The organism is Cuspidothrix issatschenkoi CHARLIE-1, from assembly GCF_002934005.1.
Lineage (GTDB): Bacteria > Cyanobacteriota > Cyanobacteriia > Cyanobacteriales > Nostocaceae > Cuspidothrix > Cuspidothrix issatschenkoi.
Genome location: NZ_PGEM01000051.1, coordinates 20,505 through 36,429, shown reverse-complemented (window position 1 = coordinate 36,429; position 15,925 = coordinate 20,505). Strand labels below are relative to the sequence as shown.

Annotated in this window: 27 protein-coding genes and 1 pseudogene; 1 reads left to right on the top strand and 27 read right to left on the bottom strand. The window is 43.3% G+C overall.

Translation table 11 applies throughout. The features are described from left to right. Positions 1 to 179: pseudogene (locus tag CUN59_RS08010) on the top strand (JAB domain-containing protein); the annotation flags it as partial. Between the two features lie 312 nt (positions 180 to 491). Here the strand turns inward: CUN59_RS08010 and prfA are convergent. The 27 genes from prfA to rpsS form a co-directional block, all read right to left on the bottom strand. Further along, positions 492 to 1,589, bottom strand: a complete 1,098-nt coding sequence (gene prfA / locus CUN59_RS08000) for a peptide chain release factor 1 (protein WP_104387344.1) — start codon at positions 1,587 to 1,589, stop codon at positions 492 to 494. A gap of 129 nt (positions 1,590 to 1,718) precedes the next feature. Next, the gene (rpmE, locus tag CUN59_RS07995) at positions 1,719 to 1,955 is read right to left on the bottom strand and encodes a 50S ribosomal protein L31 (RefSeq protein ID WP_104387343.1); all 237 of its coding nucleotides are present in this window, start codon (positions 1,953 to 1,955) and stop codon (positions 1,719 to 1,721) included. A 153-nt stretch (positions 1,956 to 2,108) separates the two neighbouring features. Beyond that, positions 2,109 to 2,525, bottom strand: a complete 417-nt coding sequence (rpsI, locus tag CUN59_RS07990; RefSeq protein ID WP_104387342.1) for a 30S ribosomal protein S9 — start codon at positions 2,523 to 2,525, stop codon at positions 2,109 to 2,111. Continuing rightward, the gene (gene rplM / locus CUN59_RS07985) at positions 2,525 to 2,977 is read right to left on the bottom strand and encodes a 50S ribosomal protein L13 (RefSeq protein WP_104387348.1); all 453 of its coding nucleotides are present in this window, start codon (positions 2,975 to 2,977) and stop codon (positions 2,525 to 2,527) included. Before rplM ends, rpsI begins: the two co-directional genes overlap by 1 nt. A 40-nt stretch (positions 2,978 to 3,017) precedes the next feature. Further along, entirely contained in the window at positions 3,018 to 3,851 is an 834-nt protein-coding gene (gene truA, locus CUN59_RS07980; protein WP_104387341.1) for a tRNA pseudouridine(38-40) synthase TruA, read from the bottom strand. Positions 3,852 to 3,929: 78 nt separating this feature from the next. Next, positions 3,930 to 4,280 (bottom strand): 50S ribosomal protein L17, encoded by a 351-nt coding sequence (rplQ, locus tag CUN59_RS07975; protein ID WP_104387340.1) that lies wholly within the window; start codon positions 4,278 to 4,280, stop codon positions 3,930 to 3,932. 34 nt (positions 4,281 to 4,314) lie between these two features. Further along, a complete protein-coding gene (locus tag CUN59_RS07970; RefSeq protein WP_104387339.1) occupies positions 4,315 to 5,259 on the bottom strand; it encodes a DNA-directed RNA polymerase subunit alpha in 945 nt (314 codons plus the stop codon). A 337-nt stretch (positions 5,260 to 5,596) separates the two neighbouring features. Continuing rightward, the gene (gene rpsK / locus CUN59_RS07965; protein WP_104387338.1) at positions 5,597 to 5,992 is read right to left on the bottom strand and encodes a 30S ribosomal protein S11; all 396 of its coding nucleotides are present in this window, start codon (positions 5,990 to 5,992) and stop codon (positions 5,597 to 5,599) included. A gap of 54 nt (positions 5,993 to 6,046) precedes the next feature. After that, positions 6,047 to 6,427 (bottom strand): 30S ribosomal protein S13, encoded by a 381-nt coding sequence (gene rpsM, locus CUN59_RS07960; RefSeq protein ID WP_104387337.1) that lies wholly within the window; start codon positions 6,425 to 6,427, stop codon positions 6,047 to 6,049. Positions 6,428 to 6,600: 173 nt separating this feature from the next. After that, entirely contained in the window at positions 6,601 to 6,714 is a 114-nt protein-coding gene (rpmJ, locus tag CUN59_RS07955; protein WP_015079193.1) for a 50S ribosomal protein L36, read from the bottom strand. A 111-nt stretch (positions 6,715 to 6,825) separates the two neighbouring features. Continuing rightward, on the bottom strand, positions 6,826 to 7,050 hold the full coding sequence (infA, locus tag CUN59_RS07950) for a translation initiation factor IF-1 (protein WP_006276978.1): 225 nt from the start codon (positions 7,048 to 7,050) through the stop codon (positions 6,826 to 6,828). A 202-nt stretch (positions 7,051 to 7,252) separates the two neighbouring features. Next, on the bottom strand, positions 7,253 to 7,807 hold the full coding sequence (locus CUN59_RS07945) for an adenylate kinase (RefSeq protein WP_104387336.1): 555 nt from the start codon (positions 7,805 to 7,807) through the stop codon (positions 7,253 to 7,255). Continuing rightward, positions 7,807 to 9,120 (bottom strand): preprotein translocase subunit SecY, encoded by a 1,314-nt coding sequence (gene secY / locus CUN59_RS07940; protein ID WP_104387335.1) that lies wholly within the window; start codon positions 9,118 to 9,120, stop codon positions 7,807 to 7,809. The genes CUN59_RS07945 and secY overlap by 1 nt, the downstream gene beginning before the upstream one ends. 217 nt (positions 9,121 to 9,337) lie before the next feature. Continuing rightward, positions 9,338 to 9,781 carry a 50S ribosomal protein L15 gene (gene rplO, locus CUN59_RS07935; RefSeq protein ID WP_104387334.1) on the bottom strand — a complete coding sequence of 148 codons (444 nt, stop codon included), beginning with the start codon at positions 9,779 to 9,781 and terminating at the stop codon, positions 9,338 to 9,340. A gap of 57 nt (positions 9,782 to 9,838) precedes the next feature. Continuing rightward, entirely contained in the window at positions 9,839 to 10,363 is a 525-nt protein-coding gene (gene rpsE, locus CUN59_RS07930) for a 30S ribosomal protein S5 (RefSeq protein WP_104387333.1), read from the bottom strand. 83 nt (positions 10,364 to 10,446) lie between these two features. After that, a complete protein-coding gene (rplR, locus tag CUN59_RS07925; protein ID WP_104387332.1) occupies positions 10,447 to 10,809 on the bottom strand; it encodes a 50S ribosomal protein L18 in 363 nt (120 codons plus the stop codon). Positions 10,810 to 10,811: 2 nt separating this feature from the next. Continuing rightward, the gene (gene rplF / locus CUN59_RS07920) at positions 10,812 to 11,360 is read right to left on the bottom strand and encodes a 50S ribosomal protein L6 (protein WP_104387331.1); all 549 of its coding nucleotides are present in this window, start codon (positions 11,358 to 11,360) and stop codon (positions 10,812 to 10,814) included. An 80-nt stretch (positions 11,361 to 11,440) separates the two neighbouring features. Beyond that, a complete protein-coding gene (rpsH, locus tag CUN59_RS07915; protein ID WP_104387330.1) occupies positions 11,441 to 11,842 on the bottom strand; it encodes a 30S ribosomal protein S8 in 402 nt (133 codons plus the stop codon). Between the two features lie 20 nt (positions 11,843 to 11,862). Further along, on the bottom strand, positions 11,863 to 12,411 hold the full coding sequence (gene rplE / locus CUN59_RS07910) for a 50S ribosomal protein L5 (RefSeq protein WP_104387329.1): 549 nt from the start codon (positions 12,409 to 12,411) through the stop codon (positions 11,863 to 11,865). 114 nt (positions 12,412 to 12,525) lie between these two features. Continuing rightward, positions 12,526 to 12,876 (bottom strand): 50S ribosomal protein L24, encoded by a 351-nt coding sequence (rplX, locus tag CUN59_RS07905; RefSeq protein ID WP_104387328.1) that lies wholly within the window; start codon positions 12,874 to 12,876, stop codon positions 12,526 to 12,528. Beyond that, a complete protein-coding gene (gene rplN, locus CUN59_RS07900) occupies positions 12,876 to 13,244 on the bottom strand; it encodes a 50S ribosomal protein L14 (protein ID WP_104387327.1) in 369 nt (122 codons plus the stop codon). Before rplN ends, rplX begins: the two co-directional genes overlap by 1 nt. A 45-nt stretch (positions 13,245 to 13,289) precedes the next feature. Next, positions 13,290 to 13,541: a 30S ribosomal protein S17 gene (rpsQ, locus tag CUN59_RS07895; RefSeq protein ID WP_104387326.1), complete on the bottom strand. Its 252-nt coding sequence runs from the start codon at positions 13,539 to 13,541 to the stop codon at positions 13,290 to 13,292. Positions 13,542 to 13,547: 6 nt separating this feature from the next. Beyond that, positions 13,548 to 13,775 (bottom strand): 50S ribosomal protein L29, encoded by a 228-nt coding sequence (gene rpmC, locus CUN59_RS07890; protein WP_104387325.1) that lies wholly within the window; start codon positions 13,773 to 13,775, stop codon positions 13,548 to 13,550. A gap of 3 nt (positions 13,776 to 13,778) precedes the next feature. After that, positions 13,779 to 14,204 (bottom strand): 50S ribosomal protein L16, encoded by a 426-nt coding sequence (gene rplP / locus CUN59_RS07885; protein ID WP_104387324.1) that lies wholly within the window; start codon positions 14,202 to 14,204, stop codon positions 13,779 to 13,781. A 68-nt stretch (positions 14,205 to 14,272) separates the two neighbouring features. Continuing rightward, a complete protein-coding gene (rpsC, locus tag CUN59_RS07880) occupies positions 14,273 to 15,058 on the bottom strand; it encodes a 30S ribosomal protein S3 (protein WP_104387323.1) in 786 nt (261 codons plus the stop codon). Between the two features lie 57 nt (positions 15,059 to 15,115). Further along, positions 15,116 to 15,475, bottom strand: a complete 360-nt coding sequence (gene rplV, locus CUN59_RS07875; RefSeq protein WP_104387322.1) for a 50S ribosomal protein L22 — start codon at positions 15,473 to 15,475, stop codon at positions 15,116 to 15,118. Positions 15,476 to 15,558: 83 nt separating this feature from the next. Beyond that, positions 15,559 to 15,837: a 30S ribosomal protein S19 gene (rpsS, locus tag CUN59_RS07870; RefSeq protein ID WP_104387321.1), complete on the bottom strand. Its 279-nt coding sequence runs from the start codon at positions 15,835 to 15,837 to the stop codon at positions 15,559 to 15,561. Between the last annotated feature and the right edge of the window lie 88 nt (positions 15,838 to 15,925).

Here is a 15,925-nt window from a genome sequence, read left to right as displayed (position 1 = left end):
ATAATCATCCTTCTGGGAGTTTAGAACCCAGTGAAGCAGATATAGAATTGACTCGTCAGTTATTAGCCGGCGCGGAACTCCTAGCTATTCCCATTTTAGACCATTTAATTTTAGGTAATGGCACTCACCAGAGTATAAGAGAAATTACAACTTTATGGGATGAATGCCCTCAAGCAGATTGTTTTGGCAAATGGAGTCTGCAAAACAGTTGCATTTTTCCTTGTCGGGTCGAGTCGAGTCGGATATGAGAAATTGAGGATATCCAGATAGTTGAAACTGTTCCGAATTCCCTATTCCCTGTTCCCTGTTCCCTGTTCCCAATTCCCAATTCCCAATTCCCTGTTCCCTGTTCCCTATTCCCTATTCCCTGTTCCCTATTCCCTATTCCCTGTTCCCAATTCCCAATTCCCAATTCCCAATTCCCAATTCCCAATTCCCAATTCCCAATTCCCTGTTCCCTGTTCCCTGTTCCCTGTTCCCTATTCCCTGAATTAACTAGAAACACTTGTTGCTAACTCTGCTAAACGTTCTTGCTGATCTTGAGATATGCAAGATTGGATCACCGTTTCTAAATCACCTTCTAGAACAGGGTTTAGAGTATAGTTTTGTCCTAATCTGTGGTCAGTTACCCGGCTATCTTTATAATTGTAAGTGCGAATTTTTTCCGAACGAGAACCTGTCCCGACTTGCGATCGCCGCATGGAAGTAACAGCCTCTTGTTGTTCTCGTAACTTCATTTCATACAACTTAGCCCGGAGAATTTGCATTGCCCGTTCTTTATTCTGTAACTGGCTTCGCTCTTCTGTACAGAAAATACGGATACCAGTAGGTTTGTGAAACAAATCGGCGGCTGTTTCCACCTTATTCACGTTTTGTCCACCCGCACCACCAGAACGCGCCGTACTCATTTCAATATCTTTTGGATCAATGTGGATTTCCACTTCATCCACTTCTGGCATAATTGCTATAGTCGCAGTAGAAGTGTGAACCCTTCCTCCCGATTCCGTCGCTGGTACACGCTGAACACGATGTACACCAGATTCAAACTTCAGCTTACTGTAAACACTATCACCTTGAATTTCTAGAATTACTTCTTTAAACCCGCCCATTTCTCCCAAGGACTCGCTGACTAGCTTCACTTTCCACCCTTGGGTATCAGCGTAACGGGAATACATCCGCAGTAAGTCTCCTGCCCATATACTAGCTTCATCACCACCAGTACCAGCGCGAATTTCCAACATAATGTTTTTATCGTCGTTGGGGTCACGGGGTAGCAGTAAGACCTTCAAACGTCCTTCTAAATATTCCAGTTTTTCTTCTAATTCACTAACTTCCATGGCTGCCATTTCATGCAACTCTGGATCGCCATTGGACTCTTTGAGTATCTGACGCGCCCCTACCAATTCATCCTGGGCTGTTTTCCAAGTTTCGTAGGTATTAACTACCTCTTCCAAAGAAGAACGAGACTTAGCAATTTTTTGATACTCATCAGGATTACTAGCAGTATCAGGATCAGCTAAACGACGTGTTAATTCATTAAAGGTTTGTTCAACAGATTTAAGTTTCTCCAGTAGATATGTTTCTGCCATGATGACTAAATAATCTCCTTAAAAATAACAAGTTGGCTCAAGCATTAAATGACAACAGACCCAGCACGATCATGCAGGGTCGTCCATGGCTTACGCCACGCTACGCTATCAACAGCTACAGCCAACCAGCTACTTTTGATTATCGTCGCCAGTTTGAGTGCTGGACATACCATATTTACGGAGGAAGCGTTCCACACGACCCTCAGTATCAATAATTTTCTGAGTACCAGTGTAAAAGGGGTGATTTCCAGACCAAACATCTACGTGTAGTTCAGGTTTAGTTGAACCAATGGTCATAACGACTTGACCGTTACAGTAGACTTTAGCGTCTGGATACCATTGGGGATGAATATCGGGTTTAGCCATTGTTTTGTTGTTGTGAATCTATCAAAAATTATAACCGGACATTGGGTATTGAGATAAGTAGGTGACAGGGGACAGGTAAAAACCTCACTTTTGATATCTTTATGCTGACTCCTGTACAGACGTTCCGGCGCAACGTATCTACTGACTCCCAGTCTAACGTTTGGAGTATTGAGGTGCTTTGCGAGCTTTGTGCAAACCGTATTTTTTCCGTTCCTTAGCTCGTGGATCACGAGTTAAATAGCCTTCAGTTTTCAAAGGTGAACGGTTATCTGGATCAAGCTGACATAAAGCGCGGGCAACACCCAAGCGAATAGAATCAGCTTGTCCTGTTAACCCACCACCCTCAGCTTTTACCAAGATGTTATATTCACTTTCCAATCCCAATGTTTCCAAAGGCGCTTTGATCGCTCCTAAGTAGTTAGGATTGAATTGGAAATACAATTCCCCATCTTTACCGTTAACAATCAATTTTCCTTCACCGGGAACTAGGCGGACACTAGCAACTGAGGACTTACGGCGACCAGTTCCCCAGTAAACGGCTCTACCGCTAGTAGTTTCTGCTACTTGCATTAATTTTCTCCAGGAATTGTACTAATTGTGATTTCTTTGGGTTGTTGTGCTGCATGAGGATGAGTTGGTCCTGCATACACCTTGAGTTTAGTAAATAACTGTTTACCCAAACTATTCTTAGGTAACATACCTTTGATAGCGTGTTCAAGAATTCTTTCTGGTAAGCGCTGTTGCAACTTAGCAAAAGTTTCTGTTTTCATCCCACCAGGACGGCCGGAATGGCGACGGTAAACTTTTTGAGTCCGCTTTTTGCCTGTAACTGCCACTTTCTCAGCATTGATAATAATGACAAAATCCCCTGTATCTAAATGGGGAGTATATTCAGCTTTTCTTTTCCCTCTGAGGATCATGGCGACCTCACTAGCAAGACGACCCAGACGTTTATCTGTAGCGTCTACTACGTACCAATCGCGCTCAAGAGATGCTTGAGGGGGAAGGTAGGTTTTAGTCATTGTTTGTTTTTGTCCTTTGTCAGTTGTCAGTTTTCCTTTGTCATGATTCATAACCCATGACTAAGTATGGTTGGGTGTCATACCAGATTTTTTCTGGAAAGGGAAAATCGGTATAGCCCACTCTCAACAAGCATAAACCCTGGGCGGGTGCAGAATATTTAACTTTTTCCCGCCGTTCCTGTTGCCAGATATCCGTAAAGCTATCTAGCGCCCGTTGTCCAGAACCTACTTCTACCAACATTCCTACTAGCAGCCGCACCATGCCATATAAAAATCCATTAGCTTGGATTTCAATATGAATAAATGATCCACTACGATGGCATTCTACTGCTTGCACTTCTACCCAAGAATGTGATCTCGCTGAACCAGCCCTTTGGAAAGCAGATAAATGATGTTTTCCCAGTAGGGGTATCAGGGCAGATGTCATTAATGATTCATCCAAAGGTGCATAGTAATAATGCCAACTGAAAGCTTGTGCAAATAAATTTGGTAGCTGTTCAGTATAGATTGTGTAGCGATATCGTCGGTAAACCGCGCTAAAACGAGCGTGCCAACTTTCACTTACACTGGCTGATGCCCTGATTAATACATCCGGGGGCAAATAGCCATTGAGAACCTTTGCCCACCTGTGTGCAGGAATTAAAGTTGTAGCTTGAAAATGGGCTACTTGAGCAGCCGCGTGGACTCCAGAATCAGTTCTACCTGCTCCATGAAGTGTCACGTGATACCCTAGAACAGTTGCTATGGCTGTTTCTATCTCTTCTTGGACAGTCCGCTGCCCTTTTTGTCTTTGCCAGCCGTGAAAACGAGTACCTAAATACTGAATAACTAAGGCTACTCGCTGAGTCTGATTTTGCTGGCGGCTTTCTAACATAGTTGTTTGTCAGTTGTCAGTTGTCAATTGTCAGTTGTTTTTTCTTTGCTCCTGACTAATGACCAATGACTAATAACTTTAAACCAGTTCAATAATCGCCATTTCAGCATTATCACCGCGACGGGGTACTGTATGCAAGATACGAGTATAACCACCTTGACGGTTAGCATAGCGAGTAGGAGCTTGCTCAAATAGCGCGTGAACTAAGGTTTTATCGTAGATATAACCTAATGCTTCCCGACGTGATGCTAAAGAGCCATCTTTAGCTAAGGTAATCATTTTATCTACCTTACTACGGAGAACTTTAGCTCTGACTAAAGTTGTAGTAATTTTGCCATGACGGATCAATTCTGTTGTCAAAGCTCTGAGGAGAGCGCGACGTTGATCCGCTGGTTTACTAAGTTGTTTGACTCGGCAACGATGACGCATAACAATGCACTAATGAATTATTCCAAACTTTGCTTTAGGCGTTTTTAGAGCTTCTTTCCTGAGGTAAAGTAATACCTAAACGGCGCTGTAAAGCTTCAACCACTTCTTCGGCAGATTTCTGACCAAAGTTTTTGATTTCTAATAGGTCTTCTTGGGTGTAATCCAATAAGTCAGCTACAGAATTTACTTGAGCGCGTTTGAGACAGTTATAAGCTCTGACAGATAACTGCAACTCTTCAATGGGAATTTGAGCAGTAGGATCATCTGGGATATCTAAACCTGTATCCGTTGGTTCTAGGGAGATATCTTTGAGTGGGTTAAATAAATCTACCAAAATTCCAGCGGCTGATGATAGTGCTTCTTGAGGAGAAATACTGCCATTAGTCCATACTTCCAACAGTAATCTGTCTTTCAAAGAGCCATCGCCACGGGCTTCTTCAACACTATAGTTGACTTTCCGCACAGGCATAAACACTGAGTCAATTTGCAGGAAATCCAAAGATGTGGCTTCTTCTCTGCCTCGCTCAACTGTGCGGTAGCCTTTGCCTCTCTCAATCCGAAATTCCATTTCCAGTTTTCCACCTTCGGCGATGGTGGCAATATACTGGGTGGGATCTATGACTTCTACTTCACTGGGTAAGTCGAAATGCGCTACAGTAACTGTTGCTGGTCCGCTAACGAGTAAACGACCGATTTGGGGTTGAGAAGAATAACTTTTCAGAATGACATCCTTCATTCGCATCAGAATTTCCAGTACGTCTTCCCGCACACCTGGAACTGTTGCAAACTCATGGGTAACACCAGCAATTCTGACTGCTGTTACTGCTGTCCCTTCTAAGTTAGAAAGTAAAACCCGCCGCAACGCGTTGCCAACAGTTGTTCCTTGACCACGCTCTAAGGGTTCTAGAACAAACTTGCTGTAATAGCTTCGACTTTCTTCAGCATTAGACTCTACACATTCAATTTGAAACTGCGCCACGGAGTAGCCTCCCTTGTTAAGGTGCTGCTAGAAAGCAAATTGCTTCTCGAATTTTCTTTGCTGCTCTGAGGTTTTTCTGATGGCATCATACATATAGTTAACGGTGATACCTCAAGACCACAGGCATTATTGTTTCATTTTTACAAAGTTGACTAGCCTTTCCCAGAGAAAAAGCTAAGGCACTATGAAAATAATTCTTAAACGAACTTATTTACCCCATGCGCTTAAGTTGGGTATGTATTCGCTTGGGGAAAATAGTTCCAAATCACAAACCACTGAGGGCATTGTTAAAATTTCCCTGGTTTTCCGCCTTTTGGCTGACCAAACTAGGTTCTGTTTACACTCGACGGCGCTTGGGTGGACGGCAACCGTTATGAGGTATAGGGGTAATATCCCGAATGAGTGTAATTTCTAAACCTGCACCTTGTAGCGCTCGGATAGCTGTTTCTCGTCCTGCACCTGGACCGCTAACCATGACCTCGATTTGTCTCATGCCTTGGTCAGTTGCCCGTCTAGCTGCACTTTCAGCAGCAGTTTGTGCCGCAAAGGGTGTTCCTTTTTTCGCGCCTTTAAATCCACTAGAACCAGCACTTGCCCAGGAGATCACATCTCCATTTTGATCGGTAATGGTGATAATGCTATTGTTGAAAGTAGACTGAATGTAGGCAATTCCATTGGGAACGTTACGTTTTTGCTTTTTGCTCCCGGATTTTTTAGTTGGTTGTCTAGCCATATTTGTTGAGTAAATTGAAGGTACAACCCGCTGTGATCAGCAAGGTTAAAAAAATTATTTGCCAGGAGCTTTCTTCTTACCTGCCACGGTCTGTCTTCTACCACGTCTAGTTCTGGCATTGGTACGAGTTCTTTGTCCACGGACTGGTAAGCCCATACGGTGTCTCCGACCTCTGTAACAACCAATATCAACTAGACGCTTGATGCTCATGCCTTCTAAGCGGCGTAAATCCCCTTCAACTTGATAGTTGCTTTCGATTTCTCCTCTCAGGGCTGTTACCTCGGTATCAGAAAGGTCTTTGACGCGGGTATCTGGATTTACACCAGTAGCTGCAAGAATTTTCTGTGATCTAGTTAAGCCAATTCCGTAAATGTATGTGAGACCAATTTCAACACGCTTATCACGTGGAAGGTCTACTCCGGAAATCCGTGCCACAATGAATCTCTCCCTATTATTTTCTTAATTGCAGTTAACAAAACGTGATGGCATAGCCTCGTGTTAGGCAATAGCGTCATTACTAGTGAAGGAGGTAAAACCTGAAAATTCAAATAGTGTTCACTTCCGACTCCTGCTGTAATCATCGCGGTTTTAACTTTGATAACTAATGTTTATCCTTGGCGTTGTTTGTGTTTGGGATTTTCACAAATCACCATCACGCGACCACGACGTTTGATCACGCTACATTTTTCACAAATTTTCTTGACTGAGGCTCTGACTTTCATGCCTTTTAAAATTGACTCCAAATAGTAAATTATAGCATTTCTAGAAGAAATATTTCAGTTCTGTAACTAGAAAAATACCAGTTGATTTATGGTAAGATCCTCTACATAGATTTATTTCTTCCGCAGGCGATAGGTGATTCTACCTTTGGTTAAGTCGTAGGGTGTTAATTCTACTTTGACGCGATCGCCAGGTAAAATCTTGATGTAATTACGACGGATTTTCCCAGAAATGTGTGCTAGAACATTAAATCCGTTATCTAGGTCAACACGAAACATTGCATTAGGCAATGATTCGGTGACAGTTCCTTCCATTTCAATTAAATCTTGCTTAGACAAGTTTTTTCCTCAACTCAACAATCTCCTATTGTCCTTATTGCATGGGCATAAAGAACACAGTTAGAGAAAATATATCAACAGTTTATTAATATATCTTAGCTAAAATTGACTTACGCCTGACTTAGAAGATAGGGCAGAGGTAAGAGGCTAAAAAAATTTTTATTTTCCCCCTAACCACACAGACCGCTACCCCTGGTTTTATCTAAGCAGCTATGATATTTTTCAAATCAGAAAAAACTTCTTCTTGGGACTGATTACCGTTGACAGTTAAGAGTTGCTGGCGATCGCTGTAATAATTAATCAAGGGTGCTGTTTCATCGCGGTAGATTTCTAAGCGGCGACGAATTACTTCTTCAGTATCATCTTTGCGCCCGCGTCCTAATAATCGGTTAATCACAACCGCATCAGGTGCATCTAGATTGATCACTTTTTCACCACCTTCGCGGAGGTTGATTAGTAGTTCACCCAAAAACTTGGCTTGTGTAACTTTACGAGGAAAACCATCTAAAATCCAACCTGTTTGAGCATCGGGTTGTTTCAGGCGTTCTTCGACCATATCTTCCACTAATTTGTCTGGGACTAATTCGCCTTTATCCATGAAACTTTGGGCTTGCATTCCCAAATTTGTTTGATCTTGAATAGCTTGGCGTAAAATGTCACCTGTAGAAATATGGGGAATATATAAAAATTCAGCCAAATTTTTAGCCTGAGTTCCTTTTCCTGCTCCTGGGGGTCCCAAGAAGATTAATCGCGTCACTATTGTTTCACCATTCCTTCATATCGCTGAGATATAACATACGTTTGGATTTGTTTAGCCGTATCAATTGCTACACCTACTAAAATTAACAAAGATGTTGCACCCAGGCCTTTAAAGGTAGGAACTTTCAAAGCACTTTCTACGGCTGTAGGAATAATAGCCACTAAGCCTAAAAAGATCGCGCCTAAAAAAGTCAGTCGGTTTGTGACTCTTTCGATATACTCACTAGTAGCTTTACCGGGACGAATACCAGGAATACTAGAACCCATTTTTTTCAAGTTTTGAGCTACATCCACTGGGTTGAGAATCAACGATGAATAGAAGTAACTGAAGAAAACAATGGAAGTTAAGTAAACAAGTGCGTATACCCAAGGGGCAGAACCACCAGGACTCAGATAGGTATTAACAATGTTGGCTAATTCTTGATTTTTGGCGAAATTGGCAATTAACAGTGGCAAACTCAGGATTGCTGCTGCAAAAATAATGGGCATGACACCGCCGGAATTAAGCCGGAGCGGTAAATAACTGCGTTGTTCAGCTAAAACTCTTCTACCCACTTGACGACGGGCAGAAATAATGGGGATACGGCGCATTCCTTCCTGGACAAAGACAATTCCCAGAATTGTGGCCAAGAAAACTAGTACCAAAACTATGACCCGGCCGACAATTTCCCTACCCCCAACTTGTACTAAGTCAATGGTGTCACCCAAGGATTTTGGCAGGGAAGCTACAATGTTGACAAAAATCAACAAAGATGCACCATTACCGATACCCCGTTCTGTAATCAGTTCTGATGCCCACATGACGAACATTGAACCAGCAGTTAGGGCGATCGCCGTTTCTGCTACAAACACAGGTCCAGGATTCAGGGCGAATTGTTGCAAAAATAATGCCGAAAAAGCCACACTTTGAATAATTGCCCAAACTACAGTCACATAACGGGTAATTTGTGATATTTTCCGCCGACCCGCCTCACCTTCATTTTTCTGTAAATTTTCTAAAGATGGAACAGCAGCGGTCAGCAATTGGATAATAATGGAGGCATTAATGAAAGGCAAAATCCCCAAGGCGAATACGCCCAAAGTAGACAATCCCCGCCCCGAAAATATATCCAACAGTCCAAAGATGGAATTATTGCCCGATATAGCTTCAGCAAACCGTTGGCGATCAATTCCTGGTACTGGCAAAAAGATACCCAGGCGAACCAAAATTAAAATACCGACAGTAACAAGCAGCCTACCTCTAAGTCCGGCTGCTTGCGCCATCTGCATAAAAGTTTCTTGAGCCGTTGGGGCTTTGTCTCGACTGATCATAGAATTTTACCTTTGAAGTCTTAACTATGATTTACGTGATTCATTATGATGAAGATGATTAGGTTATCTGTTGACCAATGATCTCTTCCCCAATGACCAAGAGATAAGATTTTTCATCCTGACTATAATTCATCTGATGAAGATGATTAGGGTATCTATTAACCAAGGATCTGTTCCCCAATCACCAGGTGCCGTTGCAATTTGCACCTCTCATCTCTCATGCACTTTCACAACTTCCACCAGCAGCCTCTATTTTAGTGCGGGCTTGTCCTGTGAAAGCGGCTGCTTTTACATGAAGAGGAACGGTCAATTCTCCATTACCCAAAATTTTCAATGGACCTTTAACAGCAGTGAGGATACCTGCCGCTTGCAAGGATTCCAAAGTTACTTCTGAATTAGGAGGTAGGTTAGTTAACTTCTCTACATTAATCGTAGTGTAAATTTTCCGGTTAACGACGGGGAAGCCCTTGAGTTTCGGTATCCGACGATACAATGGTTGTTGACCACCTTCAAAACCCGGTCTTGTACTGCTACCAGAACGGGATTTTTGACCACGCATCCCTAGACCAGCGCTTGCACCTTGTCCAGCGGAAATACCTCTACCTACGCGCTTACGGCGTTTTTTTGAGCCTTTTTGGGGCTTAAGATCGTTGAGTCTCATTTTGGGTTGGGATTTTAGATTTTAGATTTTGGATTGAGAATCTGATACCAGGATTGACTAAATATAGAGTTTCTCAATGGCAATACCGCGATCTTCGGCCACTTCAGTCAATGTCCGTAGGGTAGATAGAGCATTTACTGCGGCTCTAGCGTTGTTTAAAGGATTGTTAGAACCAAGTTGTTTAGCGAGAATATTACGTATTCCTGCCAACTCTAATACAGTCCGTACAGCACCCCCGGCAATTACACCTGTACCTGGTGCGGCTGGACGCATCATTACTTTAGCTCCACCACCAACACCATCAATGGGGTGAGGAATGGAATTAGATTTGGTAATAGGGATGTCAATTAGATGTTTTTTACCATCAGCGACACCTTTTTTAACTGCACCAATTACATCTGATGCTTTCCCAACGCCTACTCCAACTTGTCCACGTTCATTACCAACAACGACAATGGCACGGAAGCTGAGTTTTTTACCACCTTTGACGACTTTACTCACCCGGCGGATTTGGATAACTCGCTCTTGCCAGTTGGTTTCTTCTTTTTTTGTACGGCTTGCTTTACGACGACCGGTTACCATAATCAATGCTCTCTTTTAGTTGTCAGTTGTCAGTTGTCAGTTGTCAGTTGTCAGTTGCTACTGACTATTGACTACTGACGGACTTAGAAATCTAAACCAGCCTCACGTGCCGCCTCGGCTAGTGCTTTAATGCGACCATGATAGAGGTTGCCACCGCGATCAAATACGACTTTGGTGATCCCTTTTTCTAGTGCGCGTACAGCTACCAATTTGCCAACTTGTATAGATGCTTCACAGTTAGCGCCAGAAGCAATATGAGATTTCAATTCTGGTTCTACTGTGGATGCAGCTACTATTGTTTCCTGTTTGGTATCATCAATGACTTGAGCATAAATATGCTCATTGGATCGGAATATAGATAAGCGTGGACGTTCCGGTGAACCGTTAACTTTCCCACGAACGCGGCGATGACGACGCTGTTTGGATTCTCTACGTGTAAGTTTCATGTTTACTTCTTACCACCCTTACCAGTCTTACCAGCCTTGCGTCTGACCACTTCACCGGCATAGCGAATACCTTTGCCTTTATAGGGTTCAGGTGGACGAACGGCGCGAATTTTAGCTGCTGTATTACCTACAATTTCTTTGTCATAACCAGTGACTATGACATTAGTAGTACCTTCTACGGCAAATTGAATGCCCTCTGGTGGTTCAATTTGCACTTGATGGCTATAACCCATGTTTAAAACTAGGTTACGACCCTGGACTTGGGCGCGATAACCAACCCCTTGAATTTCCAAACGGCGTTGGAAACCTTGGGAAACTCCCTCCACCATGTTAGCCACTAGGGTGCGGCTCAAACCGTGCATCTGTCTGGATGTGCGGGTTTCATCACGACGGGTTACTAGTAATGTTTCTCCTTCTTGGGAAAGAATGACATTGTTAGGTAGTTCACGGGAAAGCTCACCTTTTGGACCTTTCACCACTACTTTGACACCATCAATCGCCACTTGTACTTTGGCGGGAATAGTAATTGGACGTTTACCAATACGAGACATGATTTTTTGTTCTTTGTCAGTTGTTGTTTGTCAGTTGTCAGTTGTTCCTTGTTTTGCCACTGACCAATGACCAATCACGACTACCAAACGTAGCAAAGCACTTCACCACCTAGATTTTGGCGGCGTGCTTCGCGGTCAGTCATAATGCCACTAGATGTAGAAATAATGGCAATACCGATACCGCCTAACACTCTTGGTAATTCTTTTCTATTGGAGTAAACACGTAAACCTGGTTTACTCACTCGCTTTAGGGCAGTAATTAAGGGCTGGCGATTTTTACCTTTGTATTTCAGGGAAATAACTAGGTTACGCTTTACTCCTTCTCCTGCTTCTTCAACTTCCGCAATAAAGCCTTCTTCTTGAAGTACCTTAGCAATACTCCGAGTCATTTTGGTTGCTGGTACTTGCGTAGTTTGATGCTTCGCCATATTGGCATTGCGGATGCGCGTCAGCATATCTGCAATTGTGTCGTTAGCCGCCATCGTTCCCTCTTTAGATGAACTTATTGATCACGAAAGGGCATTCCCATTTCCTTAAGTAAGGCGCGGCCCTCTTCGTCGGTTTTTGCTGTGGTAATGATGGAAATATCCAAACCACGGACTTGGTCGATGCTGTCGTATTCGACTTCTGGAAATATTAGCTGTTCACGGACACCTAGAGTGTAGTTACCACGTCCGTCAAAGCTTTTGGCACTGACACCACGAAAGTCTCTAATTCTGGGTAGTGTAAGGTTAATCAAGCGATCTAAGAAAGCATACATCCGTTCACCTCTCAGCGTCACCATAATGCCTACTGGCATACCTTGACGAATTTTAAAGCCGGCGATCGCTTTCTTTGCTCGTGTAACTACAGGTTTTTGTCCAGTGATTAGGGCAATTTCGTTTAAAGATGCTTCCAGTGACTTAGCATTTTGAGCAGCTTCTCCCAAACCTCTATTTACAGTTACTTTAATCACCTTGGGTACTTGATGTACGTTGGTGTATTGAAACTGATTAATCAATTTGGGGGTAATTGTTTCTTGATATACAGTTTTCAGTCTTGTTGTGGCCATAGTGTTCTGTCCTTATTTTCCCTGGGCTTGGTCAGGGAATTTTAGATTTGGGATTTGGGATTTAGGATTGAAGATTTTGGTGGAAAATCTCAAATCTCATCCCCACTCACCAGTTTATTTATCAAGAATTTCACCTGTTTTTTTAAGCATTCTCACTTTCTTTCCTTCGGAGGTGAAAGTGTAGCAAACTCGACTAGCAACGTTTTGCTTGGTGGAATAGAGCATAACATTGGAGCTATGGATGGGATACTCCTTAGTCACTATTTGCCCTGATTCGCCCTCCTGCTGGGGTTTAACGTGCTTGGTTTTAATGTTGACACCTTTGACAAGCACTTTGCTCACTTGTGGTAGTGCTTGAATCACTTCACCAACTTTGCCTTTATCTTTACCAGCGATGACTTGAACGGTATCACCGGTTTTGACGTGCATTTTATGAAAAACTTTGGGTTGTGGCTGCTTTGCCATTACAGCACCTCCGGAGCCAGAGAAACAATTTTAGTAAAGTTTTTGTCACGCAGTTCTCGAGCTACGGGTCCAAATACCCGTGTACCTCTAGGATTACCTTCTTTGTTGATAATCACTGCGGCGTTATCGTCAAAGCGGATACTCATACCACTATCACGATTGATAGCTTTCCGTGTCCGCACAATTACTGCTTCCACAACATCTGACTTTTTAACCGCCATGTTGGGTGAAGACTCTTTAACAACAGCGATAATTCTATCGCCTACGCCACCGTAACGGCGGTTGCCTGCACCTAATACGCGGATGCACATTAGCTTTTTAGCACCGCTATTATCTGCGACATTCAGATAAGATTGGGGTTGAATCACAACTGCTCTCTCTTTTGGGGTTGTTGTAGCTTTCGATACAACTGTTTACATTGTAGCTTTGGTGTTGAGGATTTCTGTAACTTGCCAACGCTTAGTTTTACTAAGGGGTCTAGTTTCTTGAATCCGCACGCGATCGCCTACTTTACAGGTATTTTCTTCATCGTGAACCTTATAGCGGCGGGTTTGAACTACAATTTTGCCGTACTTGGGGTGAGGAGCGCGGTTTTCTATGGCTACTACCACAGTTTTTTGCATCTTATCGCTCACTACCAAGCCAACTCGTTCTTTGACTGCCATAATCTCCTACTTTTGTTCTGCGTCTGATTTGCTGGCTGACCTTTTCCGTTCTCCTTCTACTGTTAGCAGTTGGGAGAGACGATGGCGGGCGTGTTTAAACTGGTGGGGCTTTTCCAGTTGTCGAGTAGCTTTTTGTAACCGCAACTGGAACAGTTGTTTTTTAACGGCAACAATTTCCTCAGACAGTTGTTCGTCACTTAATTCTCTAGCTTCCGCAATTTTGGGAAGAGGCATAACCTACTCCTGCTCCTGTGGTTGAGAGCGCACAATAAATTTGGTCTTAATTGGCAATTTAGCATCAGCCAATCGCATAGCTTCGCGGGCGGTTTCTTCAGCAACACCGGCGATTTCAAACATAATCCGGCCGGGTTTGACTACCGCTACCCAGAATTCTGGAGAACCTTTACCAGAACCCATCCGGGTTTCAGCAGGACGCATGGTAATGGGTTTATCTGGGAAAATACGAATCCAGATTTTACCACCCCGGCGAATATAACGAGTCATTGCTCGGCGGGAAGCCTCGATTTGCCGTGAGGTAATCCAAGATGGTTCTTGGGCTTGGAGTCCAAAGTCCCCAAAGTTTAGGGTACTACCACGGCTGGCAAGACCTTCCATGCGTCCGCGTTGTTGTTTGCGGAATTTAGTTCTTCTAGGACTTAACATGATTTGTCAGTTGTCAGTTGTCAGTGGTCGGTTGTCAGTTGTCAGCTTGTTTTATTACTGACGATTGACTAAGCTTCATTGGATCGGTCTTCAAACTGCTGACGGCGACGCTGTTGTTGGCGGCGACGGGGTTCGCGTTCACGATCACCACGGTCACGGTCACGGTCACGTTCTCTGGAGGCTGGGGCGGGAGCTTCTTCCTGTCCAGGAATAATTTCGCCTTTAAATACCCAAACTTTAATGCCGAGAATTCCGTAAATTGTCTTGGCTGTGCAGTAGGAATAGTCAATGTCAGCACGTAAAGTATGGAGGGGAACTCTACCTTCACGGGTCCACTCTGTGCGGGCAATTTCTGCTCCGTTGAGACGACCACTGACTTGAACTTTAATTCCTTGTACACCTGCCCTTTGCGCCCGTTGAATGGCTTGACGGACAACTCGGCGGAAGGAAACCCGACGTTCTAATTGTTGAGCAATATACTCGGCAATCAGATAGGCATCAGCATCAACTCGTTGAACTTCAACAACGTTAATGCGAATTTGGCGATTACCGCCTAAAGCTCCTTGCAGTCCAGTCCGTAATGATTCAATCCCTTGACCACCACGACCTACAACCACACCCGGTCTAGCTGTCCGTACTTCTAGGTCAATTTGATCAGCTTTGCGCTCAATTCTGACTTCGGAAATGCCGGCGTTATTTTGAGCGTATCTACCTAGTTTTTGTTCGATGTATTGACGGAGTTTGTGGTCTTCCTGTAGAAGTTCTGGATAACGGTCAGGTTCTGCAAACCAACGGGATTGGTGTTCTTGAGTTATACCCAGTCGAAAGCCAACTGGATGAATTTTCTGTCCCACAAATGCTTCCTCTAAAATTTCTGACTGTACGCAATTTTGTTGTGTCTGTCTGGCTGTTTACTCAGCAGTAGCACCAGCGGCAACAGCGACAGTGATATGACACGTTGGTTTGCGAATTTGGTAAGCTCGACCTTGCGCTCTGGGTTGAAATCGTTTTAGCACTGGTCCTTGGTCAGCATAAGCTTGACTAATTACCAAATTAGCTCTATCCAAGCCAGCATTATGCTCGGCATTAGCTGCGGCACTTCTGAGAACCTTTAAGACTGGTTCACAAGCACCGTAGGGCATAAATTCCAGAATGATTAATGCTTCTCGGTATGAACGTCCCCGAATTTGATCAAGTACACGGCGCACTTTATAGGGAGAAATGCGGATATAACGGGCGATCGCCTTAACTTCAGTAGTATCAATTGCCATAACTTACTCCATTTTTATCAACTAAAAATTCACAAATTAAAAATGAATAATTCTCATGTTTTAATTTTTAACTTTTAATTGATCTATCTCCCTGATTTTTTGTCACTTTTGCCATGACCTCTGTAGCTACGAGTCGGAGCAAATTCTCCTAACTTATGTCCTACCATTTGTTCATTGACAAATACGGGAACGTGCTGCCGTCCATTGTGAACAGCGATAGTATGACCTACCATCAAGGGCAAAATTGTTGAAGCTCTTGACCAGGTTTTGATCACTTGTTTTTCATCTTTTGCATTCAACTTCTCAATTTTCTTGAGGAGATGATCAGCTACAAAAGGACCTTTTTTTAAAGAACGACCCATAGTTCAATTCTGGATTTTGGATTTTGGATTTTGAATTTCTTAATTTTGGATTTTGGATTAATTATCTATGGATTAACTAGTTAAACAT

Bases quoted from the DNA above. Each gene is read 5' to 3' on its own strand.
- rpsK (WP_104387338.1), bottom strand. From the start codon at position 5,992: ATGGCTAGACAACCAACTAAAAAATCCGGGAGCAAAAAGCAAAAACGT.
- rplF (WP_104387331.1), bottom strand. From the start codon at position 11,360: ATGTCTCGTATTGGTAAACGTCCAATTACTATTCCCGCCAAAGTACAA.
- rplQ (WP_104387340.1), bottom strand. From the start codon at position 4,280: ATGCGTCATCGTTGCCGAGTCAAACAACTTAGTAAACCAGCGGATCAA.
- rplR (WP_104387332.1), bottom strand. From the start codon at position 10,809: ATGAAACTTACACGTAGAGAATCCAAACAGCGTCGTCATCGCCGCGTT.
- prfA (WP_104387344.1), bottom strand. From the start codon at position 1,589: ATGGCAGAAACATATCTACTGGAGAAACTTAAATCTGTTGAACAAACC.
- truA (WP_104387341.1), bottom strand. From the start codon at position 3,851: ATGTTAGAAAGCCGCCAGCAAAATCAGACTCAGCGAGTAGCCTTAGTT.
- rpmC (WP_104387325.1), bottom strand. From the start codon at position 13,775: ATGCCTCTTCCCAAAATTGCGGAAGCTAGAGAATTAAGTGACGAACAA.
- rpsE (WP_104387333.1), bottom strand. From the start codon at position 10,363: ATGGTAACCGGTCGTCGTAAAGCAAGCCGTACAAAAAAAGAAGAAACC.
- rplV (WP_104387322.1), bottom strand. From the start codon at position 15,475: ATGGCAATTGATACTACTGAAGTTAAGGCGATCGCCCGTTATATCCGC.
- rplE (WP_104387329.1), bottom strand. From the start codon at position 12,411: ATGGCCACAACAAGACTGAAAACTGTATATCAAGAAACAATTACCCCC.
- rplM (WP_104387348.1), bottom strand. From the start codon at position 2,977: ATGACTAAAACCTACCTTCCCCCTCAAGCATCTCTTGAGCGCGATTGG.
- rpmE (WP_104387343.1), bottom strand. From the start codon at position 1,955: ATGGCTAAACCCGATATTCATCCCCAATGGTATCCAGACGCTAAAGTC.
- rpsQ (WP_104387326.1), bottom strand. From the start codon at position 13,541: ATGGCAGTCAAAGAACGAGTTGGCTTGGTAGTGAGCGATAAGATGCAA.
- rpsH (WP_104387330.1), bottom strand. From the start codon at position 11,842: ATGGCGGCTAACGACACAATTGCAGATATGCTGACGCGCATCCGCAAT.
- rpsI (WP_104387342.1), bottom strand. From the start codon at position 2,525: ATGCAAGTAGCAGAAACTACTAGCGGTAGAGCCGTTTACTGGGGAACT.
- rpsS (WP_104387321.1), bottom strand. From the start codon at position 15,837: ATGGGTCGTTCTTTAAAAAAAGGTCCTTTTGTAGCTGATCATCTCCTC.
- rplP (WP_104387324.1), bottom strand. From the start codon at position 14,204: ATGTTAAGTCCTAGAAGAACTAAATTCCGCAAACAACAACGCGGACGC.
- rplO (WP_104387334.1), bottom strand. From the start codon at position 9,781: ATGAGACTCAACGATCTTAAGCCCCAAAAAGGCTCAAAAAAACGCCGT.
- rplX (WP_104387328.1), bottom strand. From the start codon at position 12,876: ATGGCAAAGCAGCCACAACCCAAAGTTTTTCATAAAATGCACGTCAAA.
- secY (WP_104387335.1), bottom strand. From the start codon at position 9,120: ATGATCAGTCGAGACAAAGCCCCAACGGCTCAAGAAACTTTTATGCAG.
- rpmJ (WP_015079193.1), bottom strand. From the start codon at position 6,714: ATGAAAGTCAGAGCCTCAGTCAAGAAAATTTGTGAAAAATGTAGCGTG.